This is a genomic window from Shewanella sp. SNU WT4, assembly GCF_006494715.1.
In the GTDB taxonomy this organism is placed as follows: domain Bacteria; phylum Pseudomonadota; class Gammaproteobacteria; order Enterobacterales; family Shewanellaceae; genus Shewanella.
Genome location: NZ_CP041151.1, coordinates 1,481,807 through 1,498,792 on the forward strand (window position 1 = coordinate 1,481,807; position 16,986 = coordinate 1,498,792).

Below are 16,986 nucleotides of genomic sequence, written 5' to 3' on the forward strand. Positions count from 1 at the left end.
AAGATGTCGCCGCTGGCGGCATTTTTTTTGCCACTTTTTTACTTACCTTATTGCTGATTACACTGGCTTAACGCTGATGGGGAAGGGAGTATTGCTTATTGCGGGATGAATAGTGGTAGCTATGAGCACTCGAAGCATGAGCTTTAAGATAAATGCCTGGTGAATATAGAGCTAATAAAAGAGAACCAGGCATTTATCGGCAGGATTATTTCAAGCGATTAAGTCGTGACTGACAATCATCCAGCAAATAATCACTGATCTCACGGTACATATCTTGGCATTGGCACTGTTCAAGCAATAACTTAATGGTGACCAGTGCATGCTCGCTGCCATTAATCTTTTCAGTTAGCAGACCAAAGTAAATTTGTTTTTCGGCATCTTTGCGTATGGTTAATGCCCCTACTTGATATACCACTTCACCGCCTTGAGCATGCCACTTGGAAACTCTGTCTAACGCAATTTCACAGGCATGATTGATTTCTATGTGTTGTCTCCAATCACACTCATTGGGGCTGTCTATCTGAGTTTCGCTACGGACTGTGTAATTAACAACGTGGGTAATAGCTGTCATAAGTCTTGCTCCTGCAATGATAGGTTCACACTCAGCATGGATCTTTAGCTGAACTGGGTCAATCTAAGTTTGGGTGTTTTTTACTATAGTAGACTCGCTTGCTGCTACTTCCCGCCGTAAATAGTTGCGCTGGGTAGCACCATTAGCCTCACTGAATGGCTTCAGTGAGGCTTACATCGCTTATAAGGCGTTAGTGAAGATTTGACAAATTTCGGCGTGGGTAGCCTGTTTAGGGTTAGTAAAACCACAAGCATCTTTCAGTGCGTTTTCAGCAAGGGTTGGAATATCATCGGCCTTAACGCCAAGCTCAGTTAAGCTCGCTGGAATATTAACGGCTTTGGCTAAGGTTTTTATTGCACTAATGGCGGCCTGCGCGCCCGCGCCTGCTGTCATGGTTTGAATATCGACACCCATGGCTTTAGCCACATCGGCTAAGCGCTCTGCTGCCACTTCGGCGTTATAGGCTTGCACATAAGGCAGTAACAAGGCGTTACACACTCCATGAGGTAAGTCATACATGCCGCCTAATTGATGCGCCATGGCATGCACATAACCTAAGCTGGCATTGTTAAAAGCCATGCCAGCTAAGAACTGGGCATAAGCCATTTGCTCACGTGCTGCAATATTCTGACCATCGTTAACGGCGGTTTCTAAATTGGCTGCAATCAGCTCAATGGCCTTAATCGCGCACGCATCAGTAATAGGGTTAGCGGCAATCGACACATAAGCTTCAACGGCGTGTGTGAGCGCGTCCATACCTGTAGCGGCAGTCAGTGCCGCAGGCTTTTTAAGCATCAACTCTGGGTCATTGACCGACAGCACAGGCGTAGTGTTTTTATCCACAATCGCCATTTTAATGTGGCGAATTTCATCTGTGATGATGCAGAAACGCGTCATTTCACTGGCTGTGCCCGCGGTGGTATTAATCGCAACCAGTGGCAACTGCGGCTTAGTTGATACGTCTACGCCTTCATAGTCCTTGATAGAGCCGCCATTGGTGGCCACTAAAGCAATACCTTTAGCGCAATCGTGAGGTGAGCCGCCGCCCAGAGAAATAACAAAGTCACATTGATATTTGTTGAGGAGGGCAAGACCCGCCTCCACATTACCCATGGTTGGGTTAGGTTGCACACCATCAAAAATGGTGGCTTGAATGTCTTTTTGATTGAGCTTGTCGGTTAATGTCGCAACTAAGCCAATACTCACTAACGGTTTGTCGGTAACTATTAGCGCGTGTTTGAATCCTAAGGTGCAGATATCACCAATCGCCTCATCGAGTGCGCCTTGACCTAATACGTTTACAGCAGGAATAAAAAATTTAGCAGCCATTATAGACCTCATTAAAGTAAGTAAATTTGCTACGTCATAGCTTTTAGCAAAACCATCACGTAGCAATATTTCCCATCTAGCCAATCCCTTATGTGATTAAACTAACAGCTTGGTCGCCCCCTTTAGTTGATGGTGCTCACAGTTTTTGGGGGAAGGAATATTAAGGTGAAGGTTTTTGTAACTAGGTAACAAAAATCCACTATTTGGTAGTGAGGTCACTAATTAGCGCTAGAGTGTGGTCGCCATGGGGCAAAAACTGCTGCAGTTTTTACTGCGTAGGCGGATGGCTTGGTCTCTGGTACAATTAGCGCTGTCTTTTTTTAACGAAAACCTCCATGAACTTTGCTGAACTTGGCTTAAATGCCGGCACGTTAGAACGTCTAGAATCCTTGAATTATCACACGCCGACCGATGTGCAGCGTGAAGCTGTGCCTGCTATTTTAGCGGGTAAAGATGTCATAGCTCAGGCGAGTACTGGCACAGGTAAAACCGCCGCATTTAGTTTGCCACTAGTGCAACGCTTAGTGACGGCTGCCAGTGAGCCTGAGCCGAGAGTATTAATCTTGGCGCCAACGCGAGAATTAGTCGCGCAGTTAGCGGAAAAGCTAGCGATTTACTCGGCCGGTAGCGGTCTTAACATCACCGCGCTTTATGGCGGCGCCAATATTCAGGTGCAGCGCAAACAATTAGCCTCTGGCTGCGATATTGTGATTGCAACCCCTGGGCGCTTATTTGATTTACTTGGCCAACAAGCCATTAGTCTTGATGCCATTGAATATTGGGTCATAGATGAAGCCGATCGCATGCTCGATATGGGCTTTGTTCCTGATGTTGAAAAGCTGTCACGCATCTTGCCAGGCAAGAGACAAACCTTGTTATTCTCAGCGACCTTTGATGATTCAGTGCAAGGCTTAGCGGCTAAAATTACTCACAATGCCGAGCAAATTGCACTGACCAGTCAGCGTGTGCCGAGTCTGTTAAGTCAGCAATTATTGTTACTGGCGTCATCGCGCAAAGCCGAATGGTTAGCTGAATACGTAGGTAAAAACAATCTACAGCAAGTGTTAGTGTTTACTAGCACTAAGCAAGCCGCTGATGATTTAGCTAAAGAACTCACCCTTGATGGCATTCGCACCCAAGCGTTTCATGGCGATAAGACCCAAGGCGCGAGAATGCGCGCACTTGAAGCCTTTAAAACCTTAAATTGCCGCGTATTGGTGGCCACTGACTTAGCCGCGCGCGGCTTAGATATTACTGCCTTGCCATTAGTGGTTAACTTTAGTTTGCCAGATAGCGCTGAAGATTTTATTCACCGCATTGGTCGCAGCGCCCGCGCAGGTCAAGCTGGTATGGCGATTACCTTAATTAGCCCATCTGAGCGTTTAGCTTGGCAAGAAGTGGCAGCACTGCTTGATGACGCGCCAGAAATGGTTACCCCAGAAGGCTATGCGCTCAATAAGGACAGTGTGCATATTCAGCATCAAGCCGCGCCAAACCCTGCGAAAAAAGTATTTCATCACCGCAAAAAACGCGCCGCGACTAACTCACAAGGCATTAAGCCTCATGGTAATAAGTCTGGCAGCAAGTTTAAAAATGATAAGCCTCAAGGCGGCAGAACCTCAGGTGGCGATAGCGGTCAGCAAGGTAATAGAAGCGGTAAATTTAGTCGCAATAATAAGCCGTCATCTAAGTAAGAGAGCCGTTATCAATGAGACCAATGGATATTGCCGCCGGTGAGCCGCTATTAAACGAGCCGATTAGTCGCTTGTTTTGGCGTTATAGCATACCCACCATTATGTCTATGCTAGTCACAGGTGTGTATGTGACCATAGATGGCATCTTTATTGGTCACTATTTAGGTGAGCAAGGGTTAGCTGCGTTAATGCTCGCTTACCCTGTGGGCGCTGTGCTCTATGCTATTGGCGCTATGGTAGGCATGGGGAGCGCCGCTTTAGTCTCCATCAACCTAGGCCAAGGCAATAAGGACAAGGCGCGCCATTTTGTGGGTAATGCCTTAAGCCTCTGCTTAATTGCTGGCTTAGTGATGGCGGTGTTTGGCAGTCTAGCTAGTCGCGACATTTTGATTTGGCTGGGCGCCGAAGGCGATATCTTAACGGGTGCTTATGACTACCTAGTGTGGTATTTCCTGCTTGGGGTGTTTCCTATACTGTCGCTGACCTTTACCTCGTTACTGCGTAATGATGGTCGCCCGGGCTTTGTTACTTGTGTGCTGATAGCGGGCGGTTTGCTCAATATCTTGCTAGATTGGCTGCTTATCGTGGTCTATCCCATGGGGTTAGCAGGCGCTGCCATTGCCACTATGCTGACTCAAGCCATGACAGGGCTTGTGTGTTTGCAGCACTTTTTCTCAAGCAAGACTGAGCTGCGCATCCGCTGGCACAAGCTGCGTTTAACCATAGATAATTGCCTTAATATCGCGCGGGTAGGATTTCCGAGCATGTTGATGACCTTGTATTTATCTGTGGTACTGACCTTACACAACATGGCGTTTTTATGGGTAGGCGGGCCCATTTTAGTGGCAGCCTATGGGGTGGTGAGTTACACCGAAGCTATCTTCTATTTAATCTTTGAAGGCATAGCGTTTGGTACACAACCTATCTTAAGTTATAACGCCGGTGCTGGTCGCTACGACAGGGTTAAACAAGCGCGCAAACTGGCCTTTAGCGTGACCTTAGCCACTGCCTTTATTGGTTTGTTGCTGATTTATGGTTTCCCGCAGGCTTTAGTGTATTTGTTTGCTGGCGATAATGAAGTCTTAACGCCCATTGCTGTTGAAGGTATGCGCTTGTATTTTTGGGGCTTGCCTATGGAAGGGTTATTGTTAGTGGGCGCAAGCTTCTTCCAAGCCATTAATTGCAGCCGCGAAGCCTCGATTTTGACGGCCAGTAAATTAGTGCTGATTGCTGTGCTTATTTATGGTTTAGCTTGGTCGTTAGGGGCTACCGGCGTGTGGTTAGCCATTCCTATTTGCTCATGCATTTTAGCTGTGTGGATGTGGTTTGCGATTAAGCGTCAAGATGGGCTGCATGCGTAAGACTAATGTGAGTGTTAATGGCAACTTGCCAGTGCATAAGTTTATAAAAACCTAATTTATCTACATGCAGCGCATAAAAAAACGCCCCAAGCTTTGGGGCGTTTTTATGAGTGCAATTGTAGTTACTCGCTTACACAGCTAAGGCTTACACTAAATAGACGTTCAAGCTGCAAGCGCCGTGGGCGCCAACTACTAAGGCTTGCTCGATATCCGCGGTCTTAGATGGTCCTGCAATAAACACCCCAAACTCACCGCTATTTAAGCTAATGCGTTCCATGGCGCTATGCATATTAGGCACTAAGGTATTGGCCTTAACCACTAATAACAGGTTTTCACAAATAAACGGTGTGACTCTGTGACCTTGTGGCTGCTTAACCCAAATGGCGCCGTTTTCGGCTACGGCTAGCTCACCACTTAAAATCGCATAATCAATATCTTGCAGTTCATGGGCTGTGGTTGGGATGTCACGGTTGCCAGGGATTTCTGAGCATAATGAAATCACTTGCTTACCTTCTGCGGTAAGCATTGCTACCTGCTCTTGAATTGCCGTCATGCCATCTTGGCTATGCAAGGTACCAGCTACTGTGGCTAGCGAGTTGGCAAATTGACCGACTAAGTCATCAATCCGAGCCGGCACATTAATGGTCGGCATGGCCACTGGGGTGGTCGCCGAGTGGGTTAATGCCTGTAAAATTTCCAGTTTGCTCGACATGACTTAGCTCCTATTGTTTTTGTACCAGCGCTCAAAGCTGGATTCTGGTGCAACTGGTAACTCACGATACTTGCCCCAAGCGCCTGAAAACGGCTTGAGCAAAGAGTGAGGTAAAATACGTAGTGAGGTTCTAGCAATACCCATAGAGGCGTTCAGTAAGGTTTCGCTCGCCATCAACTTACCTACTAATGGCATATAACTTGATTTGCCATAAGGTAGGGTGCCAGCCTCAGCTTTAAGGCGGCGATGATGATGAATGATCTTATCTAACGGCACCTTGGTTGGGCACACAAACGAGCAACTGCCGCATAAGGTACAAGCCCAAGGGATGGAGTTAGTGTCATCGTGCTGAGCGCCAACGGCTATGCCAATAGGGCCAGGAATGGTGTAGTTATAGCTAAAGCCACCACTGCGGCGATACACAGGGCAAGTGTTAAGACAGCCACCACAACGAATACACTTAAGCGATTCAGCTAAAATCTTATCTTTTAGCATGTCGCTGCGACCGTTATCCACGATAATGACGTGCATTTCGCCATTTTCTTGCGGGCCGCGGTAAAAACTTGAATAAGTCGTAATCGGCTGGCCAGTAGCATTACGTGCTAAGGTGCGCAGCAGTACGCCTGAGCTTGCAAGGTCAGGTAATACTTTATCAATACCCATGGAGTGCAATTGTAACTTGGGCAAGTTAGCACCCATATCGGCATTGCCTTCATTGGTACAGACAACCACAGCGCCTTGGTCAGCAATGGCCATATTTACGCCTGTCATGGCGGCATCGGCACTTAAAAATTGCTCACGTAAATGGGCTCTTGCGGCGCGGGTCAGGTAAGTTGGATCTGACGCACCTTTCTCTGTGCCAAGCTTTTCATGGAACAGCTCACCCACTTCTTCTTTTTTAAGATGAATGGCAGGCACGACAATGTGCGATGGCGGCTGCTTTTTCAGCTGAATAATGCGCTCACCTAAGTCAGTGTCGATAACTTCAATGCCGCGCTCTTCTAAATAGGGATTGAGGTGACATTCTTCTGTCAGCATTGACTTAGATTTCACCAGTTTTTTAACCTGATGCTTAGCTAAAATGCCGTGCACTATTTGGTTGTGCTCATGGCCATCTTTCGCCCAGTGCACTTGAATGCCATTGGCTAAACAGTTTTTTTCAAACTCTTCTAAATACTGGCCAAGGTTACTTAAGGTATGAAGTTTAATCTCGCTACCTAAGGTGCGCAGTTGCTCCCACTCAGGCAAGCTGCCCGCGGCGCGGTCGCGTTTTTCGCGCAGCATCCATAAGGCTTTAGAATGCCAATCGACTCTGGCTTCATCTTGGCAAAATTTAGCGGCACGCTCGGCATGAGTGAGCCCTTGGTCTGCATGTGTCATCGACATGGAATTCTCCTTACAGGGCCGCGTTCAGCACTTGGGCTATGTGGCGGGTTTGAATGAGTAAATGTTGGCGACGCATCATGCCATCAAGATGTAACAAGCAAGAAGGGTCAAAACCTACGGCATAGACAGCGCCAGTATCGGCGTGAGCTTGGGCTTTATCTTTGCCCATTTTGGCAGATACTGCGCCTTCATCGACCGCAAAGGTGCCACCAAAACCGCAGCACTCGTCATGGCGTTCTGGATAGACGATTTCAATGCCAGCAATTGGCGCTAACACAGCTTCAACTTTATTAAACTTAGGGCCCATAGATTCAGATGGGCTAGCTAAGTTGAGCATGCGAATACCATGGCAGCTTAATTGCAAACTGATCTTATGCGGGTAAGGGCGGGCAAATTGCTTGATAGGCGCGACATCGTGCAGAAATTCAGTTAACTCATACAGTTTATCAATTACAGCTTGCGCTTCAGGTGATGAGTCAAATTCATGGAAGTTTTCTTTGGCGGCCACAAGGCAAGAGGCAGCAGGGCAAACAATGGCATCGCACTCAACCCCTTTAAAGGCATTGAGTAATTTTAAGGTGGTTTTCTTAGCTTCGTCGTAACAGCCCGAGTTAGTCATAGGTTGACCGCAGCAGGTTTGGCCTTCGGGTAGGATCACTTGATGGCCTAATTTTTCAAGTAGTTCTAAGGTAGCTATCGCCACCTCTGGCATCATTTGATTGACTAAACAAGGTATAAACAGAGCAATTTTCATGGTCACATCCAGCATGTTGTGGCGATAACTCGCCTAGGTGTCTTGTGAACTCGAGTCGCGCGTGATTATTAAGAACTAAGCGTCTGCATATTAGCACTCGCTGACTCGCTAATTTATCGGTGTTAAATATAGCGTAAAACCTTACAAATAATAGTGTTGTTTTGGTAAAGAATCCTGGCTATTTTTGCAAAAATGAGAAAGCGGTAAGTCAATGAAATTAAAGTGATTTAATCTATGATTGGATGGTTTTTATAAAATTCACAACTAGAAAATATAAAAGTGAAACACAGGCGCTAGGGCCTGTGTTTCTTTATCACTTTAGTTGCTGTTTAGCGGGTACACTCTTCGAGTAAATAGGCTAAGTGGCGATAAGAAATACCACTGTGCTGGCTAAGTCCGACTTCACAGGTGCGGTTAGCGTAGTAACCTTCGCTGATGTCTTGCGGCAGTAACTTTTTGATATTGCGCAGGGCACTGGCATTGATTTCAGGTTTATACAGGCCTTTTTCGCCAGCATAACCGCAGCACTCAATTCCCTCTGGGCGCACAATTTCTTTGGCGCAGGCATTGGCTATGGCCAACATCTTATCTTCCATATGCATATGCTTAGCCGAGCAACCTAAATGCAGTGCGACTTGCGCTTTGGGCGTAACACTCAGCTTTGGCAGCAAGTTATCGTGCATAAACTCCACCATATCGATTAATTCGATATTAGGATTCCCTTGCAAGGTGCGCTTAGTGCAAGACAGAGCATCTATGATCACAGGTAATTTGCCTGAGCCTGAGATTTCACTCATGGCTTGGATGAGTTGCAAACGCTTAGCATCGGCATTTTTAAAATCACCCTTAGATTCCCACATTTGGCCGCAACATAAGTCTCGGGTATTGTCTGGAATAATGACGTTATAGCCACCGCGCTCCAGCAAGGTGATGATTACCTCTGACAAGCTGCGCTTATCTGTATCTTCTGGCGTCACGCCAAAGGTGCGACCGCCACAAGCGGGGAAATAGACTACGGTTTTTTGGTCGGCTTTTGGCATGCTAGGTGTAGCTATGCTGGCGCCTTTGGGGAAACTTGGGTTCCAGTAAGGCACTTCTTTAGTGACCATGCGCCCCACATTCATCAACCCTTGGGTAAATTTATCGCCTGTGAGCTTATGGATAGTGCCAAGGACATTAAAGCCAGTGCTTATCACTTGATTGACGACACCATAGTGCTTGGCTTGAAAATCTAACACTTTTTGCTCAGTGCTAGTGATGTAAGGCGTGCGCAGTTTACGCACCAATTGCCCCATTGCATTATCGACAGGGCAGGCGATAGTACACAGCTGACAAGCCGCGCAAGTATCCAGCACATCATATTTAGCGGCAGCGCGCATTTCAGCGGCGGCAGTTTTATCACCGCTTTGCTCTAAACGCTCGATTTCGCGTAAGGTGGCAATGCGTTGGCGCGGCGACATATTGAGCGCTGAAGTTGGGCAAGTTTTCTCACAAAAACCGCACTCGATACAGCGGTCAATATAATCATCCACCACAGGGCAAGGCTTAATGTTTTTGACATGCACTTGGCTGTCATCATTAAGAATTACCCCAGGGTTTAACAAACCTTCTGGGTCGAACAATTGCTTAATGTTTTTCATCAACACATAAGCATCATGGCCCCATTCCATTTCCACAAAGGGCGCGACCGCGCGGCCAGTGCCGTGCTCGGCTTTCATTGAGCCATCGTATGTATTAATCACCATATTGGCCACATCTTGCATAAAGTGATCAAAACGTTCGATATCGGCCGCTGAGGCAAAGGTCGGGGTGATAATAAAGTGGAAGTTACCCGCTAATGCATGGCCATAAATCACGCCTTCTGGGTAGCCGTGCTTATGGAATAATTCAGTTAAATCGCGAGCGGCAGCGGCTAAATGCTCAAGTTCAAACGCCACATCTTCGATAATGACAGAGGTGCCTTTGGGGCGAGCGCCACCAATAATAGGGAATAAGCCTGAGCGCATGGCCCAATATTTACCGTAAACCGCAGGATCGCGACTAAAGCTGATTGGGCGCTCAGTGTCGATATGCGCAAGCTTAGCAATCACATCAGCCGTATATTGGCTAAGGGTATCGGCGTCATTGGCGCGCGATTCAATCAACAAAATAGCGGCGCCGTCAGGCAAGTCGCTGAGCCACTCTGGCATGCCAGGCTTACCTGTGATGGACTTAATTGACGCCCAATCAAGTAACTCCACCGCAGCAACACTGTCACCGACTAATGGCGGCACAGCGCGGGCGGCATCTTCCATATTGAAAAATACGGCTAAGGCTGAAGCTTTACATAAAGCCTCATCAACTGTGTGATAAGTAACTTCTTCAACAAAGGCTAAGGTGCCCTCAGAGCCCACTATCAGATGATTGATAATATCGAACGGGTCATTAAAATCGATGAGCGCATTGAGGCTATAGCCAGTCGTGTTTTTAATGGCGTATTTCTTGCGGATACGGCTTGCGAGCTGAGTGTTAGTTTGCGTCATGTGCGCGAGCTCAGTTAACTGCTTCAGCAGTAAACCATGGCTTGCGGCAAAGGCGGCTTTTGAATGCGAGCAGCCCGTATCCAGCAGGGCGCCATCAGCAAACATTAGCTTGGCGGCCGCTATGGTTTGATAGCTGTTTTGCGCTGTGCCACAACACATGCCAGATGCATTGTTACACACTATGCCGCCCACTTTAGCTGAGGCTAAGGTGGCTGGATCTGGACCTATCTTTTTATTGAAAGGTTTAAGCTTGGCGTTGGCATCGGCGCCAATCACGGCGGCGCCGAGGCGTATTTGGGTCTTATCTTCATTGACTTCCATGGTACGAAAGCCATCAAATCCCAGCATTAATAAAATGCCGTCACCCACAGCTTGACCAGAAAGACTGGTACCTGCGGCTCTAAAGGTTACTGGAACCTTATACTCGCGGGCGGTGGCTAAGGTTGCTTGGACATCGGCTAAGGTATCGGCATGCACTACCCACTGCGGCACTATGCGAAAATAACTCGCATCGGTTGACCAGGCAAAACGGCGCACCGGGTCATTAGTGACCTTATCGCCGAGTACGCTGCGTAATGCATTGAAAATCACTTCAGAATTCATCAGTTGAAATATTTCCTGTAGAAGAGATAGTTAAATATGCGAGCCTAGGCTTAAGTTACTTTAGTTAAGTGCTTAAGTTAAGTGGCTTAATTTGAGTGGCTTAGACTCGCACATCATTTATTGTGTCTCGTTAAAAACCGCCCCAAATATACGCCAAGGTGCCAGCTACTAAAGCGTAGGCCAAGGCTACAGGCATGGTTTTACGAATAATTTCTGATTCACGCCCAGCCATACCCACAACCGTGGCAGCGGCAACGACGTTCATCACACACATCATGTTACCGGCGTTCGCGCCTATACCTTGCAAGGCTAAAATCATGGCGTGATTGGCGCCAATATTATCGGCAACACTGTATTGCAGCCCAGAGAACATCATGTTGGAGAAAGTAGCGCTGCCTGAGAGGAAGGCACCAAAAATACCGACGATAGGTGCCATCCAGCTCCATACCGCGCCCATGGAGTTAGCCAGTAAATCCGCCAGAGCCACAGGCATAGAAGCAAGGCCTGAGCTGTTTTCGCCTGAGTTCAAGAAGATTTTCACCATAGGCACAGAGGCACCAAGGGAAATAATGGTAGGCAGCATAGCTTTAGCTGAATCAGACACTGATTGCTTGATAGCGACTTTATTCATGTTAAACAGCCAGAAACCTAAGATACACACGGCCACAAAGAAAGCGCCTGGGGCATACAGGGTGGCAAAGCTTGCCTTAAGTTCTGTCCCTAACAGGCCGGTCCAATTAATGTTAAAGCCAGATAAGAAGCTCTTAATTGGCGCAACTGTGCGCGATAACACCAATAAGGCTGCCATCACTAAATACGGCGTCCATGCGGCAAGCTGTGAAAACTTGGCGGCTTTAAGCTCAGGTTTACCTGCGCTCGCGTTGGGCTCACCATCATTTTCAGCAAAATCAAACCAAGGGGTTGCTGGTAATAACCAGCCTTTTTTCGCCACTGGGATAACGAGCGCCATACCGATTAAGGCGCCAATCACAGATGGGAACTCAGGGCCGGCAAAATAGTTGATTAACCAGGCTGGTATTGTGAAGGACAGACCGGCGAACAGGGCAAACTTCCACACTTGTAAGCCTTCTTTAAACGACTTATTGCGCCCAAAAAAGCCGGTCAGCATAGCGGCCATGACCACAGGAATTAAAGTGCCGACAAACAAGTCTAAGGTGATCATGTGCATAGCAATGAACTGCGCATAATCATTAAAATTGCCGCCGTGCGCTGCAATTTGCTCGGCAGCCATGTTGACGCCGCCTTGGGTTAGGCCTTGCTCCATACCAAACAGCACAGGTAAACCAATGGCGCCAAAAGAGACTGAAGTTGAGTCAGCAATTAAAGCCACTACCGCGGCTGCGATTGGCGGAATGCCGAGCAGTACCAGTAATGGCGCGCCGATAGCAGCTGGGGTACCAAAACCGGCTGAGCCTTCAATAAAGGAGCCGAACAACCAACAAATAATTATCACCTGCACCCGCGCATCGGCGCTGATGTTAGTGAAACCTGCGCGTATAGTATCCATGGCGCCAGAATGTTTAAGGGTATTAAGTAAAAACACCGCGCCAAAAATAATTGAGAGCGGTGTTAATGCCGATAATAAGCCTTCAACTATGGAGGCAGATAAGAAGCCTACGTCCATTTTCCAAATAAAGACGGCGGCTAACGCAGTCAGTATTAATGAGATTGGCATAGCTTTAGAGGCGGGCATTCGCATTAACACTAAAAATAACATCACGCTTATCACAGGGGATAAACTGGCAAGTATTTGTAAAATCGTCATTTGGGTCTCAGTTTCTTGTTTATTGGTTTAATGCATAGTGAGCGCTGCCAGTATTAATAGGGTTACTTGCTCTGGCTTGGCTTGACATACTCTATTGTTTTATTAAGGCAAAATTGATCTAGATTAATTTCTTATGGGTTGATAATTAAAACATATGTAAAGTGTGATCATCCTCTAAATCGCCCCGGGAGGTAGCGCAAGATTTAGCGTTTGATGCCATAAATCGACCGTTAATTTACCTTTAATTATGAGCGCTGCATCATTAATAATTTATCACTCGTGATCGTTATCACTAAATTAGTGATAACGGTAAGTTAGGGAATATAACTAATTGATAATACGAATTAATATTATTGGTAAGTGAAAGGAAGATCGCAGGAAAGTCCCACCCAAACTGAGTCTCAGTAAAAGGTGAGTGATGGCTATATCAAGTGATGGTTATGTTAAGTGGATAGTTAAAGCAGGGCGGGTAATAAACATAACCACTAGCGCAAGCTAAGCAACTGATTCAATAGATGGCAGTGAACAGTCAACTTAAGCTAGCGCTTTAATGGCTATAGCGTTTATTGCAATTACACTCATTGTAATAACAGTAAGTGCAATAATATTCGGGGTTAGAACAGCTTGCTCCCCCAGCCTAATTTAGTGCGCAGTACATGAAAGTAATTATGATTGGTTGGGTGCACTAAGGTTAACTTCTCTGGGCTGCGCTTAATGATGATTTCATCCCCTGGCAGCACAGCTAAATGCACGTGGCCATCACAACTCACTTCGAGGTTATCGGCATTGTCAGGTGAGACTAATAACTTAATGGTACTGTTAGCATCCACCACAATCGGCCGGCAAGACAGGGTATGCGGGAACATAGGCACTAAGATCATCGCCTGTAAATTCGGGGTTAAAATGGCGCCGCCTGCCGATAATGAATAAGCCGTTGAACCTGTCGGCGTTGACACTATCATGCCATCCGCGCGTTGGCTGTACATGAACTGATCGTCGATATACACTTCAAATTCAATCATATGGGCAATTTTGCCCGGATGCAGTACTGCTTCATTGACCGCTGAATTACACGCCTTTAATTCATGATGGCGATACACTTTCGCTTCCAGCAAGAATCTTTGCTCGGTAATGAACTGGCCGTCTAATACTTCGGCTAATGAGGCTTCAAAATCATTGGGGGGTAAGTCGGTTAAAAAACCCAAATTGCCACGGTTAACGCCAATTACGCCAATATCAAAGCGCGCTAATACTCGAGCCGCCCCGAGCATATTGCCATCACCACCAACGACTATGGCAAGATCGCATTGTTTGCCAATCTCAACGATTTCAGCCGCTGTCACATGTTGGCCAACTTCCGCCGCCACTCGCTCTTCAACCAGCACACTATAGCCTTGGACAGTGAGCCAATGATGCAGTCGCTTTAATGTCTTGTTGGTGCCCGCATGATGGGGTTTACCGATTAGACCAATTGTTTTGAACTTGTTTTTCATAGAGTTTACGCGCTTTGTGGCCTTAGCCCTTGAAACGACAGAATTGATCCCCATAATAGGCTGTGAGTTTGCAGAAACAAAGCATTTTTGCTGGAGTTAGGAATGACCAACGAATCAAAACAGGCGCAAGCCGACAATGAAGAAGTGATTACTGAAGAAATGGTAATCAATCAGGAAGGCGCTGATGAGTCGAATTTAATTGACGAATTAACTCAGGCTAATTTTCGAGTTGAAGAGTTAGAGCAACAATTGCTTGCTGCTGAAGCTACTGTCGTTGAACAGAAAGATTCAGTCGTACGCGCTGCTGCTGAAGTTGACAATATTCGTCGCCGCTCAGCCGTTGAGGTAGAGAAAGCGCGTAAGTTTGCACTGGAAAAGTTCGTTTCTGAATTATTACCTGTGATTGACAACATGGAGCGCGCATTAGCTGCGGGCAATCCAGATGATGAAGCCACTAAGGCGATTCATGAAGGTGTTGAGCTGACCTTAAAAACCTTAACTTCGGCCGTGGCCAAGTTTGGTGTGGTGCAAGTCGACCCTATGGGTGAAGCGTTCAACCCTGAGCAACATCAAGCCATTGGCATGCAGCCAAGCACTGAATTTGCGGCTAACACCGTAATGATGGTGATGCAAAAAGGCTTTATGTTAAATGAGCGTTTATTGCGCCCAGCTATGGTCATGGTGTCACAAGGCTAAGCCCAAGGCATCAACCTAAGACATCACAGAGTTGAGTGAGTTAATTAAATTCCTCAACGGTTAGCGCCACAAAATTAGCGCAACAAAAAGGACAGCTTAAGCTGTCCTTTTTTATTTGCTTATTTAAGCGTTTTTTACACTTGAGCGCTTATTTGAGCGTGGCTATTTAATGCTTAAATAGCCTTAGACCTAAATGGCCATATACGCCTTGATTTGCGCTAACATGCCTACGCTATCAAGCTGTAAGTCATGCTTGATTTCATCAGGGCCACCATGCTTGATAAATTCATCCGGCAGGCCGATTTGCAGTACCGGTTTACCCACTTTGTGTTTAGCCAGTAATTCCAGCACGCCGCAGCCTGCCCCGCCCGCGATGGCATTTTCTTCAATAGTGACTAATACATCATGGCTGCGCGCAAGTTCAAGCACTAAGGCTTCATCTAAGGGCTTCACAAAGCGCATATCGGCCACACTGGCATCTAACTCATCTGCCACGATTAAGGCATCGGCTAAGGTTGTACCAAAGTTAATCAAAGCAATCTTCTGTCCTTGACGCACTAAGCGACCTTTACCAATTTCCATGGCTGTCATAGCTTCAACTTGCTCAGCACCGGTCGCACTGCCACGAGGATAGCGCACCGCACTTGGGCCATCTTGATAGCAGTAACCTGTGTACAGCATTTGGCGACATTCGTTTTCATCGCTTGGCGTCATGATCACCATGTTAGGGATGCAGCGCATAAACGAGATATCAAACGCCCCTTGATGGGTTGGGCCATCGGCGCCAACAATGCCACCGCGATCGATAGCAAACAGTACCGGCAATTGCTGCAAGGCAACATCGTGAATGAGCTGATCGTAACCGCGCTGCAAGAAAGTCGAGTAAATGGCAACTACGGGCTTATACCCTTCACAGGCAAAACCTGCGGCTAATGTCACCGCATGTTGCTCGGCAATGGCCGCATCAAAATACTGCTCAGGGAAGCGCTGTGAAAATTCCACCATACCTGAGCCTTCACGCATGGCAGGGGTAATGGCTAACACTTTTTCATCGGTGGCGGCAATATCACATAACCATTTACCAAACACTTGTGAAAAGGTTGGTAAACCTTGTTTAGTGGCCGGTTTTTTAAACTGACTTGGGTCAAATTTAGGCACAGCATGCCAGCCGATAGGGTCTTGCTCCGCTGGGGCGTAGCCTTTACCTTTTTTGGTCATAATATGCAGAATTTGCGGCCCTTTGAGGTTACGCATATTACGCATGGTTTCGACCATAGCATCGACATCATGGCCATCAATCGGGCCGATATAGTTAAACCCTAACTCTTCAAACAAGGTGCCAGGAACTACCATGCCTTTAAGGTGTTCTTCAGTGCGCTTAGCCATCTCTTTGATGACAGGCATACCTTTAAGCACCTTCTTACCACCTTCGCGTATGGTGGTATAAAAGCGGCCAGACATTAATTTAGCGAGATGATTGTTGAGGGCGCCAACGTTCTCTGATATCGACATTTCGTTATCATTGAGCACCACTAACATATCTTTATGTAAGTCACCGGCGTGGTTCATGGCTTCAAATACCATGCCGCCTGTCATGGCGCCATCGCCAATCACAGCCACGACTTTACGGCCAGCAGCTTCTTTATCCGCGATAACCGCCATAGCTGTTGCCGCACTGATAGAAGTGCCTGAGTGACCCACACTGAAGGTGTCGTATTCACTTTCTGGGCGCCATGGAAACGGATGCAATCCATTTTTTTGACGTATGGTGGGCATACGGTCACGGCGGCCAGTCAAAATCTTGTGCGGATAGGCCTGATGACCCACATCCCACACTAAACGATCAAACGGAGTGTTATACACGTAATGCAGCGCGACAGTTAATTCAACTGTCCCAAGGCCTGAGGCAAAGTGACCGCTAGAAATGCCCACGGATTTTAACAGAAACTCTCTGAGCTCATCTGCCAGTTGCGGTAACAATTCCTGAGGCAGTTTTCTCAGGTCTTCTGGGGTATCGGCTTGGGCCAATAATGGATATTGAGATATGTCCAGAGTCATAGTGAGATTCATTGTCTCTAT

General features: G+C 47.0%; 12 protein-coding genes. 3 read left to right on the forward strand and 9 right to left on the reverse strand.

The genetic code is table 11. The features are described from left to right. Nucleotides 1–205: 205 nt before the first annotated feature. Both FJQ87_RS06765 and yiaY read right to left on the reverse strand, forming a co-directional pair. On the reverse strand, nt 206–571 hold the full coding sequence (locus FJQ87_RS06765; RefSeq protein WP_140931775.1) for a cytoplasmic protein: 366 nt from the start codon (nt 569–571) through the stop codon (nt 206–208). 180 nt (nt 572–751) lie between these two features. Then, nucleotides 752–1,900 (reverse strand): L-threonine dehydrogenase, encoded by a 1,149-nt coding sequence (gene yiaY / locus FJQ87_RS06770; protein ID WP_140931777.1) that lies wholly within the window; start codon nt 1,898–1,900, stop codon nt 752–754. A 335-nt stretch (nt 1,901–2,235) separates the two neighbouring features. On the opposite strand from yiaY, the gene FJQ87_RS06775 reads away from it, so the two are divergent. Together FJQ87_RS06775 and FJQ87_RS06780 are read left to right on the forward strand one after the other, a co-directional pair. Further along, complete coding sequence (locus tag FJQ87_RS06775; RefSeq protein WP_140931779.1) at nt 2,236–3,594, forward strand: DEAD/DEAH box helicase; 1,359 nt, start codon at nt 2,236–2,238, stop codon at nt 3,592–3,594. A gap of 14 nt (nt 3,595–3,608) precedes the next feature. Continuing rightward, the gene (locus FJQ87_RS06780; protein WP_140931781.1) at nt 3,609–4,955 is read left to right on the forward strand and encodes an MATE family efflux transporter; all 1,347 of its coding nucleotides are present in this window, start codon (nt 3,609–3,611) and stop codon (nt 4,953–4,955) included. A gap of 145 nt (nt 4,956–5,100) precedes the next feature. Here the strand turns inward: FJQ87_RS06780 and FJQ87_RS06785 are convergent, their stop codons facing one another. From FJQ87_RS06785 to nadK, 6 genes are all read right to left on the reverse strand, one after another. Next, nucleotides 5,101–5,667: an LUD domain-containing protein gene (locus tag FJQ87_RS06785; protein ID WP_140931783.1), complete on the reverse strand. Its 567-nt coding sequence runs from the start codon at nt 5,665–5,667 to the stop codon at nt 5,101–5,103. Nucleotides 5,668–5,670: 3 nt separating this feature from the next. Then, a complete protein-coding gene (locus tag FJQ87_RS06790; RefSeq protein WP_168195242.1) occupies nt 5,671–7,047 on the reverse strand; it encodes a lactate utilization protein B in 1,377 nt (458 codons plus the stop codon). A gap of 16 nt (nt 7,048–7,063) precedes the next feature. Next, nucleotides 7,064–7,807 (reverse strand): (Fe-S)-binding protein, encoded by a 744-nt coding sequence (locus FJQ87_RS06795; RefSeq protein WP_140934021.1) that lies wholly within the window; start codon nt 7,805–7,807, stop codon nt 7,064–7,066. A 329-nt stretch (nt 7,808–8,136) separates the two neighbouring features. Next, nucleotides 8,137–10,932, reverse strand: a complete 2,796-nt coding sequence (locus FJQ87_RS06800; protein WP_140931787.1) for an FAD-binding and (Fe-S)-binding domain-containing protein — start codon at nt 10,930–10,932, stop codon at nt 8,137–8,139. 130 nt (nt 10,933–11,062) lie between these two features. After that, nucleotides 11,063–12,718, reverse strand: a complete 1,656-nt coding sequence (locus FJQ87_RS06805) for an L-lactate permease (protein ID WP_140931789.1) — start codon at nt 12,716–12,718, stop codon at nt 11,063–11,065. A 614-nt stretch (nt 12,719–13,332) separates the two neighbouring features. Beyond that, entirely contained in the window at nt 13,333–14,211 is an 879-nt protein-coding gene (nadK, locus tag FJQ87_RS06810; protein ID WP_140931791.1) for an NAD(+) kinase, read from the reverse strand. Nucleotides 14,212–14,313: 102 nt separating this feature from the next. On the opposite strand from nadK, the gene grpE reads away from it, so the two are divergent. After that, the gene (gene grpE / locus FJQ87_RS06815; protein WP_140931793.1) at nt 14,314–14,907 is read left to right on the forward strand and encodes a nucleotide exchange factor GrpE; all 594 of its coding nucleotides are present in this window, start codon (nt 14,314–14,316) and stop codon (nt 14,905–14,907) included. A 189-nt stretch (nt 14,908–15,096) separates the two neighbouring features. Here the strand turns inward: grpE and dxs are convergent, their stop codons facing one another. Next, a complete protein-coding gene (gene dxs / locus FJQ87_RS06820) occupies nt 15,097–16,965 on the reverse strand; it encodes a 1-deoxy-D-xylulose-5-phosphate synthase (protein WP_140931795.1) in 1,869 nt (622 codons plus the stop codon). Between the last annotated feature and the right edge of the window lie 21 nt (nt 16,966–16,986).

Excerpts from the sequence above, each read along its gene's own strand:
- dxs (WP_140931795.1), bottom strand. The coding sequence starts at position 16,965 with ATGACTCTGGACATATCTCAATATCCATTATTGGCCCAAGCCGATACC.
- FJQ87_RS06780 (WP_140931781.1), top strand. The coding sequence starts at position 3,609 with ATGAGACCAATGGATATTGCCGCCGGTGAGCCGCTATTAAACGAGCCG.
- FJQ87_RS06765 (WP_140931775.1), bottom strand. The coding sequence starts at position 571 with ATGACAGCTATTACCCACGTTGTTAATTACACAGTCCGTAGCGAAACT.
- nadK (WP_140931791.1), bottom strand. The coding sequence starts at position 14,211 with ATGAAAAACAAGTTCAAAACAATTGGTCTAATCGGTAAACCCCATCAT.
- FJQ87_RS06785 (WP_140931783.1), bottom strand. The coding sequence starts at position 5,667 with ATGTCGAGCAAACTGGAAATTTTACAGGCATTAACCCACTCGGCGACC.
- yiaY (WP_140931777.1), bottom strand. The coding sequence starts at position 1,900 with ATGGCTGCTAAATTTTTTATTCCTGCTGTAAACGTATTAGGTCAAGGC.
- FJQ87_RS06790 (WP_168195242.1), bottom strand. The coding sequence starts at position 7,047 with ATGACACATGCAGACCAAGGGCTCACTCATGCCGAGCGTGCCGCTAAA.
- FJQ87_RS06800 (WP_140931787.1), bottom strand. The coding sequence starts at position 10,932 with ATGAATTCTGAAGTGATTTTCAATGCATTACGCAGCGTACTCGGCGAT.
- FJQ87_RS06795 (WP_140934021.1), bottom strand. The coding sequence starts at position 7,807 with ATGAAAATTGCTCTGTTTATACCTTGTTTAGTCAATCAAATGATGCCA.
- grpE (WP_140931793.1), top strand. The coding sequence starts at position 14,314 with ATGACCAACGAATCAAAACAGGCGCAAGCCGACAATGAAGAAGTGATT.
- FJQ87_RS06775 (WP_140931779.1), top strand. The coding sequence starts at position 2,236 with ATGAACTTTGCTGAACTTGGCTTAAATGCCGGCACGTTAGAACGTCTA.
- FJQ87_RS06805 (WP_140931789.1), bottom strand. The coding sequence starts at position 12,718 with ATGACGATTTTACAAATACTTGCCAGTTTATCCCCTGTGATAAGCGTG.